The 14,852-nt window shown below is 41.4% G+C and carries 10 protein-coding genes, 2 tRNA genes and 3 rRNA genes; 8 read left to right on the forward strand and 7 right to left on the reverse strand.

The features are described 5' to 3' along the window. Positions 1-59 precede the first annotated feature (59 nt). The 3 genes from erpA to L3V46_RS00065 form a co-directional block, all read right to left on the reverse strand. A complete protein-coding gene (gene erpA / locus L3V46_RS00055; RefSeq protein ID WP_004718915.1) occupies positions 60-395 on the reverse strand; it encodes an iron-sulfur cluster insertion protein ErpA in 336 nt (111 codons plus the stop codon). A gap of 129 nt (positions 396-524) precedes the next feature. Beyond that, on the reverse strand, positions 525-1,529 hold the full coding sequence (locus L3V46_RS00060; RefSeq protein WP_004818193.1) for a putative solute-binding protein: 1,005 nt from the start codon (positions 1,527-1,529) through the stop codon (positions 525-527). A 370-nt stretch (positions 1,530-1,899) separates the two neighbouring features. Further along, complete coding sequence (locus tag L3V46_RS00065; RefSeq protein ID WP_239044658.1) at positions 1,900-2,364, reverse strand: hypothetical protein; 465 nt, start codon at positions 2,362-2,364, stop codon at positions 1,900-1,902. 202 nt (positions 2,365-2,566) lie between these two features. Between L3V46_RS00065 and L3V46_RS00070 the strand changes: the two genes are divergently transcribed. From L3V46_RS00070 to L3V46_RS00105, 8 genes are all read left to right on the forward strand, one after another. Further along, positions 2,567-3,634, forward strand: coding sequence for an alpha/beta hydrolase (locus L3V46_RS00070; protein WP_004718910.1), 1,068 nt, complete (start codon positions 2,567-2,569; stop codon positions 3,632-3,634). A gap of 301 nt (positions 3,635-3,935) precedes the next feature. After that, complete coding sequence (locus L3V46_RS00075) at positions 3,936-4,502, forward strand: peptidylprolyl isomerase (protein ID WP_034613361.1); 567 nt, start codon at positions 3,936-3,938, stop codon at positions 4,500-4,502. 424 nt (positions 4,503-4,926) lie between these two features. After that, a 16S ribosomal RNA gene (locus tag L3V46_RS00080) occupies positions 4,927-6,465 on the forward strand. A gap of 59 nt (positions 6,466-6,524) precedes the next feature. Continuing rightward, positions 6,525-6,601: transfer RNA gene (locus L3V46_RS00085), tRNA-Ile, on the forward strand. 72 nt (positions 6,602-6,673) lie between these two features. Next, a tRNA-Ala gene (locus L3V46_RS00090) sits at positions 6,674-6,749 on the forward strand. 337 nt (positions 6,750-7,086) lie between these two features. Beyond that, a 23S ribosomal RNA gene (locus L3V46_RS00095) occupies positions 7,087-9,977 on the forward strand. Positions 9,978-10,212: 235 nt separating this feature from the next. After that, positions 10,213-10,327, forward strand: a 5S ribosomal RNA gene (rrf, locus tag L3V46_RS00100). Together the 16S, 23S and 5S rRNA genes with 2 tRNA genes alongside form the textbook arrangement of a ribosomal RNA operon. Before the next feature lie 185 nt (positions 10,328-10,512). Then, a complete protein-coding gene (locus L3V46_RS00105; RefSeq protein ID WP_239044659.1) occupies positions 10,513-10,824 on the forward strand; it encodes an ankyrin repeat domain-containing protein in 312 nt (103 codons plus the stop codon). A 266-nt stretch (positions 10,825-11,090) separates the two neighbouring features. Here L3V46_RS00105 and L3V46_RS00110 read toward each other — a convergent pair whose 3' ends face one another. From L3V46_RS00110 to tssK, 4 genes are read right to left on the reverse strand one after another with little or no spacing between them, the layout of a single operon-like run. Continuing rightward, the gene (locus L3V46_RS00110) at positions 11,091-12,074 is read right to left on the reverse strand and encodes a M15 family metallopeptidase (protein WP_004823585.1); all 984 of its coding nucleotides are present in this window, start codon (positions 12,072-12,074) and stop codon (positions 11,091-11,093) included. Continuing rightward, positions 12,071-12,661: a hypothetical protein gene (locus L3V46_RS00115; RefSeq protein WP_239044660.1), complete on the reverse strand. Its 591-nt coding sequence runs from the start codon at positions 12,659-12,661 to the stop codon at positions 12,071-12,073. Before L3V46_RS00115 ends, L3V46_RS00110 begins: the two co-directional genes overlap by 4 nt. An 11-nt stretch (positions 12,662-12,672) precedes the next feature. After that, on the reverse strand, positions 12,673-13,473 hold the full coding sequence (gene icmH / locus L3V46_RS00120; protein ID WP_004723567.1) for a type IVB secretion system protein IcmH/DotU: 801 nt from the start codon (positions 13,471-13,473) through the stop codon (positions 12,673-12,675). 14 nt (positions 13,474-13,487) lie between these two features. After that, positions 13,488-14,852 carry a type VI secretion system baseplate subunit TssK gene (gene tssK / locus L3V46_RS00125; protein ID WP_004823587.1) on the reverse strand — a complete coding sequence of 455 codons (1,365 nt, stop codon included), beginning with the start codon at positions 14,850-14,852 and terminating at the stop codon, positions 13,488-13,490.

Raw genomic sequence — 14,852 nt, forward strand, 5'->3', positions numbered from 1 at the left:
CAACCATAAAAATGCCCTCATAAGAAGAGGGCATGATTTGATTCAAAATATGCTTTGAATTAAATGGAGAATGATGAACCGCAACCGCAAGTTGTTGTTGCATTCGGGTTTTCTACAATAAAACGTGAGCCTTCTAAGCCTTCAATATAGTCAACTTTAGAACCGACGAGATATTGATAACTCAACGAGTCAACCAACATTTTTACATCACCATTTATAAATTCAGCATCATCTTCATTCATACTTTCGGCAAAGTTAAAACCATAAGAAAATCCTGAACAGCCGCCACCCGTTACATAGACACGTAACATCAGATCTTGATTACCTTCGCTATCACGAAGTTGGCGAACTTTATTTGCAGCATTGTCAGTCAGCTCAAGTGCTTGGGCGGTCATGATATTGTTCCTCAGATTTCAAATGGCTTAAATGAAAAGACCATATATTCAGTATAACATACTCAATATATGGTCAGTGAGTGAACTTTAAAGTAAATTCAGACTAAATTTATCGGATTTAATCTAGAATTATTTGTAGTTCTCATCTTGTAGCGCACATTCAAAGTTTTTCGGATCATTTTTACAACGGAATTGCCAAAGGATTTTCATCATTTGTTTGTTATAAACGCCTTGTTTGGTCAAGCTGATACGAGATTCACGCATGAGTTTTTGATAACCAGGTTTATCACCATCTGGAACTTGCATCCAGTATTTCGCTGGAATATCTGCTTTCATTTTTCCAATGATGGTGTTTGCACGAGGCAATTGCGTTTTAATCCAATCACGAGATTTTTGACCATAGCCAGCAGGGAATTTATCTGGACGAATGATGATATTACCTGTGACTTGTAGCAGTGGGTAATTCACAATAGCGCCTTTGGTTCCTAAACCCTTATGCAGCTCTAAAGGTTTAAATACCGCTGCAGGTGCACCAATAATATCAACCTGACCATTATTGAATTTACTGCCAAAATTTGTAACATCCGCGGCAACTGCTTGAGCACCAATTTGTTGAACCATAATTTTTTGTGCTTGGTCATAGTCGAGTACCGCAATTTTTTTACCTGCTGCTTTTGCAACGGTATTGATATTGCGGTCATTGACCATCAGGAAAGCATCACCTACTGGAATAACACCAACAACTTCATATTTTCCGCTGGTCATGTATTTTGCAAAGTTTGGATTTGCTAAGCCTTGCATGACTTTTACCGCGAGATTGAGATCTGGAATCGCACCAATTGCATCTAAAGAACCGGTGAAACTATTAAATTGGCGGCCACGCATACCTGTGATACTGACAGCATCACATTTACCCGCTTTAAAATCTTCTGCAATAACAGATTCATTTGAATTCACTTTTAATTCCAGATCCGCACCCCAGTTTTTCGCTGCAAGTTGATAATCTTTCATTAAGGTAAACACATCACCATTTTTGCCTACTAAATCAAATACACACATGACTTGTTTTGCTTGAGTGGCAGATGTTGCAAGCAAAAGACCCGCAGCAGCAATGAGAGCATTAGACCATTTCATTATTTTTTTCCTTTCCATGATCAATATTATTCATGTTCAATTGAATCGAAGAGCTTCGACCAATAGAACTTTGTGACATCAAAAATGTATCTAGTTTAGAAAATCGTTTATTGCTAAACCCAACATGATCTATTCTGAACAATCGATTTTCCAAATCAATTGTTCGAGTTCAATTATGAATTGATGTTATTGAAATCATTACTTGAAATGAGTCGGTTCGCAATGACCCAAATGACAAAATTTCCTCAGCAAAGAAGAAATGTCAGAAGCTATTAATTACTGAGGAAAATCATTACTTTTGCTTTTATAAATGAATAAATTGTTTGCTAAAAAGACAAAAGAATCTGGGTTAGCCCCAGATTCTTGAAGATTAATCTTGGTTTTGATCTCTGTTTTTACGCTCATCACGTCTTTTATCACGTTGCTGTTGTTGATTTTGACGATCACGCTGTTGCCACTGTTTTTGATCAGGTCTATTGTCCCAGCGATGGTCACGATTTGATTTATTGTTCCAATCTTTTCTATGTTGTTCCCATTGCTGCTTTTTCATTTGATCACGTTTGGCTTGTTCATATTGCCAGCGTTGTTTATCCCAGTTGTTTTGGCGCCGTTCTTGTTCAATGCGCATTTGTTGTAAACGATAAGCTCGCTCGCGTTCCCAACGTTGGCGATCATTGTTTCGGTCATATCTTGGATCATAGCGTTGTCCATAGCCATAATCTCGATATACGGGTTGCCCATAGCCGCGAGAGTCATAACCATCTTCAGGAAATGCAACACAACCAACAGCAATAATAGATGTTATGAATGAAACAATTAATGCTTTTATAGCCATAAGTTGTCTCCATTTAACAAGCAAAATAGCAAAAAAAAATTCAGATATAGCAAAATAGTCAATGACAAGTCATTTAACTCAGATTAGCGTATTTAAAAATTATATTTGTATATCGATGATGAGACTTGTATAAGATTATAGTCAGTCGATGCCTGATCATGTAGACAATATGAAGAATTTGAACATTTAAGGAAGAATCGTAATGGTTGCTTTTCAACGTAGTATTCATGATTTAGTCGAAAAAGGGCAGGGTTCGGCAGGTAGGGCTTTAGATCGTTTGCCTACATTTGCTCAAGAGTCATTAACCAAGTTATTGGGTTACCCGTACCAGTTTCCTCAATTGGATAGTTTCACCAAATGTTTGATGGCAGCTCAACTTAAACAGGGCAAAGTGGGTTTTATTGGCGCAGATGTAGAGCGCTCTAGAAAGCAATTTGAATCACAAATGCAATCTATTATAAACAAACCGACCCATATCCAATTTGTTGAAGATATTCGTCTTCCGCTACAAAGTGGCAGCGTCTATGCACGCCATTACCATCCTGCACCAAATAAAAAATTGCCAATGATTGTATTTTATCATGGCGGTGGTTTTGTGGTAGGTAGTGTAGACACCCATGATGAAGTGTGTCGCTTAATTGCTGCTCATGCAAAAGTTCAGGTTTTAAGTATTGAATATCCACTCGCACCTGAGGTTGGCCCACGTGACTTAATTCAATCTTGTGAAGATGCTTTGGCTTGGGTGTATCAAAATCGCCGTCAATTTAAAATTCTCAAAAACCGGATTGCGGTTGCAGGAGATAGCGCGGGCGGAAATATTAGCGCTGTTGTTGCACAACGCACAGTCAATACAGTGTTTGCGCCTCAAGCCCAGTTCTTGATTTATCCTGCCGTTGATTTTAAGAGTCGACATCCATCTTTCTTTGCTTATAAAGATGGCTTGGTGTTGACAGGCTCAGATATTGATTATGTGACCGACTATTATGCGACACGTTTTAATATGGCATTGGATGATCCAATCATTTCACCGACCAATGGGCAGTTAAAGAAACTTGCCCCTGCATTTGTAGTAACGGCTGGACATGATCTTTTGCATGATGAAGGTAAAATTTATGCTTATAAGTTACGTCAAAATGGGGTAAAGGTTCATTATCAGGATTATGAAGATCAAACCCACGGATTTATTAACTTAACCCCTGTTTCACGTAAAGCTAAAAAGTACGTTATAGAGATGAGTAAAGAGTTCCGTAAATTCTGGGATAAGCAATAACATAATATCCACTTGTACAAGTCACTTTTGTTTCACGTGGAACAAAAGTGACTGATTAAAAAATAATCAAATAAGAGTAATTGTTCTATAAAGGCTAAGCACACGGATTTATCCATACAGTTCTTTTGTTGATAAAGCATCATCAACATATTCAACAACCAATAAGGCTTATGACAGCTATATAGATATAGTCGTGAATACTGTTGAGTATTGGTAAACGTGTTTAAATGTCATTTTTCAACAGAATAAAAGCAGACTACTATGAGAGGCTTATTAATTTAAAATGTTTAAGGAAAAGAGAATGATCAAAAAAATAGGCATCGGTCTTGCTTTAGTGGTTTTAGTGAATCAAGCGTTCGCCAATACAGATATGCAAATTAAAACCAATTTAGGCAACATCAATATAGAGCTTTATGATGATCAAGCACCGATATCAGTAAAAAATTTTAAGAGCTATGTAAATAGTCAATTTTACAACGGCACCATTTTCCATCGTGTTATCCCTGGTTTTATGATTCAAGGCGGTGGCTTTGATAGCAACATGAAAGAGAAGGCTACTCAACCAGCGATCCAGAATGAATCTAACAATGGCTTAAAGAACGTTCGTGGGACTTTGGCTATGGCACGGACTAATGCGCCAAACTCTGCAACCAGTCAATTCTTTATTAATGTTGCAAATAACGACTTTTTAAATAAGTCTGCTGGAAACCCTGGGTACGCCGTATTTGGTAAGGTGACACAAGGACTGGATATCGTCGATAAAATCGTACAGACACCAACACAAACAGTGGGTATGCACCAAGATGTACCTAAACAAGCTGTAAAAATCATCAGTATTCAAACAATAAAAACAAATGTGAAAAAATAGTTAAAAAATAAAGCAGAAATATTTTGTTCATATTTCTGCTTTAATATTAAAAGCTTACGCGACAAAAAGCCTAAAAATGAACCAAAACAGTGCATAAAAATACAACACTCAATAAAACAATCAGTTAAAAGCACTTGCGTGTGTAAGAAATTGCCCTATAATGAGCTCATCCCGACGCGATACAGCAAACGAACTTAGCTTAGAGGGTTAAGTTGTTAAATGTTTATTGCGTCTTATTTATCACTGACGAAGTGATAAATTAATCATTAAGAGAATATGAAGAACAACTTGTGTGGATTTTTACTGATTGATTGATCGAAATATTATCATTGATTGATTGGTTTAAATTACTCGAAGTTTATTTGAGAGAATTTGTCAGTACATTGATGAGCCAGAATTGTGACCTTAAGTCACTAATGATTTTTAACTGAAGAGTTTGATCATGGCTCAGATTGAACGCTGGCGGCAGGCTTAACACATGCAAGTCGAGCGGGGGATGTTGCTTCGGTAACTGACCTAGCGGCGGACGGGTGAGTAATACTTAGGAATCTGCCTATTAATGGGGGACAACATCTCGAAAGGGATGCTAATACCGCATACGCCCTACGGGGGAAAGCAGGGGATCACTTGTGACCTTGCGTTAATAGATGAGCCTAAGTCGGATTAGCTAGTTGGTGGGGTAAAGGCCTACCAAGGCGACGATCTGTAGCGGGTCTGAGAGGATGATCCGCCACACTGGGACTGAGACACGGCCCAGACTCCTACGGGAGGCAGCAGTGGGGAATATTGGACAATGGGGGGAACCCTGATCCAGCCATGCCGCGTGTGTGAAGAAGGCCTTATGGTTGTAAAGCACTTTAAGCGAGGAGGAGGCTCTCTTGGTTAATACCCAAGAAGAGTGGACGTTACTCGCAGAATAAGCACCGGCTAACTCTGTGCCAGCAGCCGCGGTAATACAGAGGGTGCGAGCGTTAATCGGATTTACTGGGCGTAAAGCGTGCGTAGGCGGCTTTTTAAGTCGGATGTGAAATCCCCGAGCTTAACTTGGGAATTGCATTCGATACTGGGAAGCTAGAGTATGGGAGAGGATGGTAGAATTCCAGGTGTAGCGGTGAAATGCGTAGAGATCTGGAGGAATACCGATGGCGAAGGCAGCCATCTGGCCTAATACTGACGCTGAGGTACGAAAGCATGGGGAGCAAACAGGATTAGATACCCTGGTAGTCCATGCCGTAAACGATGTCTACTAGCCGTTGGGGCCTTTGAGGCTTTAGTGGCGCAGCTAACGCGATAAGTAGACCGCCTGGGGAGTACGGTCGCAAGACTAAAACTCAAATGAATTGACGGGGGCCCGCACAAGCGGTGGAGCATGTGGTTTAATTCGATGCAACGCGAAGAACCTTACCTGGTCTTGACATAGTAAGAACTTTCCAGAGATGGATTGGTGCCTTCGGGAACTTACATACAGGTGCTGCATGGCTGTCGTCAGCTCGTGTCGTGAGATGTTGGGTTAAGTCCCGCAACGAGCGCAACCCTTTTCCTTATTTGCCAGCACTTCGGGTGGGAACTTTAAGGATACTGCCAGTGACAAACTGGAGGAAGGCGGGGACGACGTCAAGTCATCATGGCCCTTACGACCAGGGCTACACACGTGCTACAATGGTCGGTACAAAGGGTTGCTACCTAGCGATAGGATGCTAATCTCAAAAAGCCGATCGTAGTCCGGATTGGAGTCTGCAACTCGACTCCATGAAGTCGGAATCGCTAGTAATCGCGGATCAGAATGCCGCGGTGAATACGTTCCCGGGCCTTGTACACACCGCCCGTCACACCATGGGAGTTTGTTGCACCAGAAGTAGGTAGTCTAACCGTAAGGAGGACGCTTACCACGGTGTGGCCGATGACTGGGGTGAAGTCGTAACAAGGTAGCCGTAGGGGAACCTGCGGCTGGATCACCTCCTTAACGAAAGATTGACGATTGGTAAGAATCCACAACAAGTTGTTCTTCATTGATGTATCTGAGGGTCTGTAGCTCAGTTGGTTAGAGCACACGCTTGATAAGCGTGGGGTCACAAGTTCAAGTCTTGTCAGACCCACCAAGTCTACTGATTGAGTTTGAATGAATTTGAAGTTCAAATTACAGAAGATCAGATATATTAAGATCTTAAGCTGGGGACTTAGCTTAGTTGGTAGAGCGCCTGCTTTGCACGCAGGAGGTCAACGGTTCGACTCCGTTAGTCTCCACCACTAATTAAAGACTAAGTGATTACAGAACTTAGTAAGCCGATAGCTTATTAAGTTCTGTGATTTATCACAGTTAACTACTCGCTGACGAGGCGGTAGTGAATCATTAACAGAATATATTTGAGTTGAAATAATTGTTTAAACTCGTTTTAGTTGATGTTAGCAAGTAATTGTTAATGTTGAATGAAATGAGCACTAGCGATAAAACTGAATCAAGCGTTTTGGTATATGAATTAAATTGAAGCTGTATAGTGATTAAATTCACAGGCAACAAATAGAAGTGATTAAGTTCACATTGTTGATCCTCCTTGTAGGGATTAACGACTGTTTGGGGTTGTATAGTCAAGTAATTAAGTGCATGTGGTGGATGCCTTGGCAGTCAGAGGCGATGAAAGACGTAATAGCCTGCGATAAGCTTCGGGGAGGCGGCAAATATCCTGTGATCCGGAGATTTCTGAATGGGGAAACCCACTTACCATAAGGTAGGTATCGCATGATGAATACATAGTCATGCGAGGCGAACGAGGGGAAGTGAAACATCTCAGTACCCTTAGGAAAAGAAATCAATTGAGATTCCCTCAGTAGCGGCGAGCGAACGGGGATCAGCCCATTAAGTTATATGTGTTTTAGCGGAAAGCTCTGGGAAGTGCTACCGTAGAGGGTGATAGTCCCGTACACGAAAGGGCACATATAATGATGACGAGTAGGGCGAGGCACGTGAAACCTTGTCTGAATATGGGGGGACCATCCTCCAAGGCTAAATACTCCTGACTGACCGATAGTGAACCAGTACCGTGAGGGAAAGGCGAAAAGAACCCCTGTGAGGGGAGTGAAATAGATCCTGAAACCGCATGCATACAAGCAGTGGGAGCCGACTTGTTCGGTGACTGCGTACCTTTTGTATAATGGGTCAGCGACTTATATTCAGTAGCAAGGTTAACCGTATAGGGGAGCCGTAGAGAAATCGAGTCTTAATAGGGCGTTTAGTTGCTGGGTATAGACCCGAAACCGGGTGATCTATCCATGAGCAGGTTGAAGGTTGGGTAACACTAACTGGAGGACCGAACCCACTGTCGTTGAAAAGCCAGGGGATGACTTGTGGATAGGGGTGAAAGGCTAATCAAACTCGGTGATAGCTGGTTCTCCCCGAAAGCTATTTAGGTAGCGCCTCGGACGAATACCATAGGGGGTAGAGCACTGTTTCGGCTAGGGGGTCATCCCGACTTACCAAACCGATGCAAACTCCGAATACCTATGAGTACTATCCGGGAGACAGACTGCGGGTGCTAACGTCCGTAGTCAAGAGGAAAACAATCCAGACCGCCAGCTAAGGCCCCCAAATTATAGTTAAGTGGGAAACGATGTGGGAAGGCATAGACAGCTAGGAGGTTGGCTTAGAAGCAGCCACCCTTTAAAGAAAGCGTAATAGCTCACTAGTCGAGTCGGCCTGCGCGGAAGATGTAACGGGGCTAAAACTATATGCCGAAGCTGCGGATGTGCACTATGTGCACGTGGTAGGGGAGCGTTCTGTAAGCCGATGAAGGTGTATTGAGAAGTATGCTGGAGGTATCAGAAGTGCGAATGCTGACGTGAGTAACGACAAAACGGGTGAAAAACCCGTTCGCTGAAAGACCAAGGGTTCCAGTCCAACGTTAATCGGGGCTGGGTGAGTCGACCCCTAAGGCGAGGCCGAGAGGCGTAGTCGATGGGAAATTGGTTAATATTCCAATACTTCTGTGTAATGCGATGAGAGGACGGAGAAAGTTAAGTCAGCCTGGCGTTGGTTGTCCAGGTGAAAGGCAGTAGGCATGCATCTTAGGCAAATCCGGGGTGCTCTATGCTGAGAGCTGATAGCAAGCTAGTTTACTAGCGAAGTGGCTGATACTATGCTTCCAGGAAAAGTCTCTAAGCTTCAGTTACACAGGAATCGTACCCTAAACCGACACAGGTGGTCAGGTCGAGTAGACCAAAGCGCTTGAGAGAACTCTGCTGAAGGAACTAGGCAAAATGGTACCGTAACTTCGGGAGAAGGTACGCTGCTGACGGTGATAGGACTTGCTCCTTGAGCTATTGGCAGCCACAGAAACCAGGCCCCTGCAACTGTTTATTAAAAACATAGCACTCTGCAAACACGAAAGTGGACGTATAGGGTGTGATGCCTGCCCGGTGCTGGAAGGTTAATTGATGGGGTTAGCGTAAGCGAAGCTCTTGATCGAAGCCCCAGTAAACGGCGGCCGTAACTATAACGGTCCTAAGGTAGCGAAATTCCTTGTCGGGTAAGTTCCGACCTGCACGAATGGCATAATGATGGGGGCGCTGTCTCCAGCAGAGGCTCAGTGAAATCGAAATCGCCGTGAAGATGCGGTGTACCCGCGGCTAGACGGAAAGACCCCGTGAACCTTTACTGCAGCTTGACATTGAACTTTGATCTTACTTGTGTAGGATAGGTGGGAGGCTTTGAAGTAGTGACGCCAGTTGCTATGGAGCCATCCTTGAAATACCACCCTGGTAATATTGAGGTTCTAACTCTGTCCCGTTATCCGGGACGAGGACCATGTCTGGTGGGTAGTTTGACTGGGGCGGTCTCCTCCTAAAGAGTAACGGAGGAGTACGAAGGTGCGCTCAGCGTGGTCGGAAATCACGCGTAGAGTATAAAGGCAAAAGCGCGCTTAACTGCGAGACCCACAAGTCGAGCAGGTACGAAAGTAGGTCTTAGTGATCCGGTGGTTCTGTATGGAAGGGCCATCGCTCAACGGATAAAAGGTACTCTGGGGATAACAGGCTGATACCGCCCAAGAGTTCATATCGACGGCGGTGTTTGGCACCTCGATGTCGGCTCATCTCATCCTGGGGCTGAAGCAGGTCCCAAGGGTATGGCTGTTCGCCATTTAAAGAGGTACGCGAGCTGGGTTTAGAACGTCGTGAGACAGTTCGGTCCCTATCTACCGTGGGCGTTGGAAATTTGAGAGGATCTGCTCCTAGTACGAGAGGACCAGAGTGGACGAACCTCTGGTGTACCGGTTGTGACGCCAGTCGCATCGCCGGGTAGCTATGTTCGGAAGGGATAACCGCTGAAAGCATCTAAGCGGGAAGCCTACCTCAAGATAAGATTTCCCTAGGACTTTATGTCCTCTAAAGAGCCGTTGAAGACTACGACGTTGATAGGTTGGATGTGGAAGTGCGGTGACGCATGAAGCTGACCAATACTAATTGCTCGTGAGGCTTGACTATACAACACCCAAGCAGTTGTATATGAAGCATCATTTGATTCATAAAAGATCAAACATACTTGATTTAGTTATAAAGCTAGTTACATGAGCGAGGAATAAACAAACATTAATTATGTTTGTCCGAGCGCAAGACATAAAGCTATGCTTTATGTTAAAATCAACTCAAATGTTCTGTTAAACTCATTTGGTACGAAGTAAGGCATTTAAATAAGACCCGAACAAGTCCATAACAGTTTGCTGGCGACAATAGCAAGAGTGAACCACCTGATCCCTTCCCGAACTCAGAAGTGAAACCTCTTAGCGCTGATGGTAGTGTGGGGTTACCCATGTGAGAGTAAGTCATCGCCAGCTTTTAAATCTAAAACACCCCGTTCTTTAACGAGAGCGGGGTGTTTTTTTATGCGCGGTGTTGATTAGCGAAATGAAACAGATCCAGTTATATTAAGCTAATTGATCACTGAGTTCATTGAATAATGAACTGTTGACCTTTAAAATTTTTAGCTAAATAATAATTGAACAAAAATTTGGTATTTCTTATGAAACTTAACTCATTCTCACCGCTTCCTAATAATGATGAAGAATTACATCTTCCTGAACTGGTGTATGCTGCATCTTTAGGAGAGTTTGAACAGGTCGAACAACTATTATCACAATGTGTTGATGTCAATCAAACTGATGATGAGGGCTATAGTGCGCTACAAGCTGCGGCGGAAAATGATCATTTAGATATCGTTAAATTATTGATTTCTAAAGGCGCAAACAAAGACTATAAAAGCCAATTTACCGCATTAGAGCTTGCAGAAATGGCTGAAAATCAACAGATTATTACGTATTTAAATGGTTTATAGATTCTCAAACAATATGATGTGAATCAGATATTCTATAGATATAAAAAGAAAACCCCATCATCCTGATGGGGTTTTCTTCGTATTGGTGTGTTAGATCTGACTCCTGTCGAATCTCACGTTCCTGATGCTCAGACGCTTTATTGTTGTTTTATGTCTGGGAAACTTCCTGTTCCCTATAACTATAGAATATAAGACTCTGCTTTGATCGTATAGATGACAATCGCTGTGATTGCTGTAAGCATTTTCCTACACAGACAACATGGCAATTAATTTACATCGATATTATTTGCCATAAGTCCTTTGCCTTGTGCTTCAGCAATCAAGCGTTCAGCAGATTCACGGTTTTTACGCAGTCCTGGCATACGGAACTCAGTATGACCATAGTCGTGAATGCGTGTCCAACGCCCACCCCATGTTAAACCTACAGATTCAGCAACAACCCCATATAATTGATAACCTTTCCATGCCCAAGGATCTCGTTCAGAAATAACAACTTTACCATCTCGTTTAAAGGCAACATCGGCTGCTAAACCAAATTGATGATAACTTTGATAGGCTTTGGCTAAAGTCGTGGCTGTGTTGCCAGATAAACGAGTTTGACGCTCTGGACTACGATAACCTTCTAAAAGCACCATTTCATAACCATGGCGCTCTTTCATGATTTTAAAGACCATGAGTAAACGCTGCTTATAACTTGGATGCATTTTGTCCCATTTACGGTCAACCATTGCTGTATCGAAGCTGCTACGTTGATCTCCAATCCCTTCATTATCTATAGCTGATGGATTTACACTCGGAAATTGATGATTTGGAACAGGATTTTCTCTTTCCAATATCTGTGCTTGAACAATCGCAGCATCAATTAAGCTTTCATCCACTGCTGGAGGAGGGGTTAAAACTTCACCATTTAATAGCGCATAAATTTGAGGGTCAGTTTTTCTTAAATATTCTGCTTCAACCTTTGTCGGATCAATTGGTCGTGTAAATGCAAAAACAAGAATGCTGGAAAGTAAAAAGAAACCCGCAATCAAAATCCACCATTGCTGTAAATGCCAATGGGTTTGGGTTTGATTGGCTGAGGCTGCTTGATTCATTTGTTCTGCAAAGTGCTTTGCAGAAGCCAGCTTTCTCTTACCTTGCGGTAAAAGTGCTTTAAGGTAGTCTAAAGTTTTATGTCTAATTTCATAAGACATCAGAAAAGTTAGACCAAGCACCAAAAAGATAAAACAAATGACAACAAACAAAATCATGGTTTGTTTTCTATGACTTTACGGTCTATCGTCATTTTCACGGTACCTTCAGGGGAAGCTTCTTGCGCTTCCTCTTTTTTAGGTGCGGCTTCTTTTTCAGTAGGTTTAGCCGCAGTTTCTGCTTTTGCTTCTACTTTCGCTTTTGGTTTTGCGGTTATTGCAGCTTGTGGTCTGGTTGCGGCTGGCGGTGGCACTGCTGGTTTCGCCTCTGGTTTTAGCATTTGTTCAAACGGGGAGGCATTCGGATTTGGATTTTTCTGAGCAGCAACCTTATTTTCATGTTTAAAAATCTGATTGAAATCTTTTTCATTGATATGCTGCTTATATGCACCAGCATTTTCATCGTGATGATTGGTTGCTGTTTCTTCAGCATGCACATCGCGTAGTTCAGGTTCTTGTGTTGCAACCGACTCCGTATTGGTACTGGTATTTTCTGTTGGGTTGATATTGATAAAAACAAAAAAGAAAATAGCAGAGATAACCATCCCAGCAATTAAACCAAGTAGAAAAACAGATGATTTCCCCAATGTTTTTTTAGCGGGTTTACTTTGTAATATACGAATAGATGTTTGTTTTTCTTGTGTCATAATTCAACCTGTCAAGGCAATTGAATAGTGATATGTGCTTGTTCAGCAGGTGCAGAAATCACATTATTAAATTTCGCAATAGAAGCATTTTCCGTCTTATTCAACATGAATTTTAGGCCAGCGAAAGCCAGTACAGCAAATAACAACAGGAAAATTAAAATCCAAACAAAGGGTAATTCTTTATGAATAATATTTTTGATTTGATCTGGTAAAGCCGCAAAAGGAGAAAAGGCCGTCTTTTTGCCTTTTAAATAATCGATTTCATCACCGACTCGTGCCACAAGATGATTTAAACTTTCAATTGATTCAATACGATACTTACCTTGGAATCCAAGCAATAAGCAATAATGAAAAACTTCGAGAGAAGCCAATCTTTCTTTACCACGAGCACGAATCAGTTCGAGAAACTCAAAGAAACGATAACCTGCAAGCTGTGAACCAAATAAAGTTAATTGGAGTGGACTGATTAACCAATGATTTTGTAAGTTAAAGAATGATGGATCTTGTTGAGTAACAATGGTTTCATCAATTAAGGCACAATATGCATATTTTGCATCATGAATATCTTCAGGAGAAAACTGCAGTTTTTTTGCTTGGTGTTCAAAACGATTCAACAAATCTAAAATTTTGTCTTTAAAGCCGTTTGCATTTTCTGGCACATACTGATTCTTCAATAAGAAAACAATATAAAATCCGTCATGTAGAAGATCGACTAAATTGGTTGCTTGTGTGATTTTGGATTGTTGCGGTAAAGAACCTCCACCAATTTGTCCATCATCAAACAGTGAGGGGGCAATATTATTCTGGCTCATGACATACTCCTCGCTTAACCATTCATCACTGCAATTAATTCAATACTGATATCTTGGAAACCTGCAGGGACATATATACAGATGGTTTCAGAATCAAGCATACGTTGATACATTTCATGATGTGGTTCAATTTCAAAATAATTCACACCAGAACGTACCGGGATAGCAGTTGGAATTTGGACTAAATGATGAATTGGGATTGCAGGAAGTGCTGCAACAACACGTTGTTCAACATCGACAGTATTCCCGACTTTGAAACGCAGTGGGACAATTTGAATCAGTTCATGGGTTTGCATCATGCTACTAGAAACAGCGATATAAAGTCTTGATTCTTTAGTGATTTTATCTGTTTCTAAGCTTCCGACCCAATAAGATGGGCGAATTTCTTTTAGCGCAATACTGATATAACGACTTGAAATAATCGTGTCGAGCAATTCGCGTAAAATTTTATCAAGCTGGCTAAAGCTATCTTGCAAGTTATGATGTTGATATTGTGGCAAATGTTCAACTTCGTATGCGGTCGAGAATGTTAGCAATGAACCCGTTAAACGCAAAAGTTCAAAAAATAATTTTTCAGGGTGAATCTGTGGATTTTGTAACAGATGATTCAAGGTCGCATGAGCAGTATTTAGTGCATTGACCAACCAGAATGAAACAATATCACCCGATCTAAACTCTATGAGCTTTTGTTCATTTTCACGGTTATTGGTTTGAATCATTTTAATTTTGGCACGAACAACGTTCAACGTTCGCTTCAAATTTGCCAATAAGGTTTCATTTGACTGAATATGTAAAATTGGTGGGATATATTTTGAATCAATCTCAAAATTCCCTGAACTATGACGTCGAATTTTTCCGATAGCAAGATATAAAAAACCATCTAAATCTTGATTTGGATCTGCTTGAACATCAAAAAGTTTAAATTCAGTTCGGCGTCGAAGAAATGTAATTTCAGCAGGGGATGCATCAGTAAAAAGATCGTGAGTTTCATTCAGATATGAATGGTAGCGAGCAGGTTGTTTATCCTGTTCATCAGAGATGTTCTTCTTATTCGGTTGTAAAATAGGCAATGCTAAGTAGATTAACATTTCCCCACGCAAGTTCAGTTCATCCAATAAAATCGGTTGTGGTAACAGATCTTTGGCCGGCGCTTGGTAAATTTCACCATCCTGCCAAATCATATCAATTTGCTCTAAAGCAAGCACATGTGTGCCCAGCTGTGTTTCGTCAAATCGAAGATTTTTAATTCCATAAGGATAAGGAATCGTTGAACGAATGGTGTGGTTAAGTCGTTGTTCTTGATACGTATCTTGTAATTGGAAGTGTTGTGGTCTTAAAAATAAACCTTCACCCCAAAGAACTTTTTCTGCTTTAAACAT

This window comes from Acinetobacter sp. AG3 (genome assembly GCF_022343575.1).
Taxonomy (GTDB): domain Bacteria; phylum Pseudomonadota; class Gammaproteobacteria; order Pseudomonadales; family Moraxellaceae; genus Acinetobacter; species Acinetobacter guillouiae.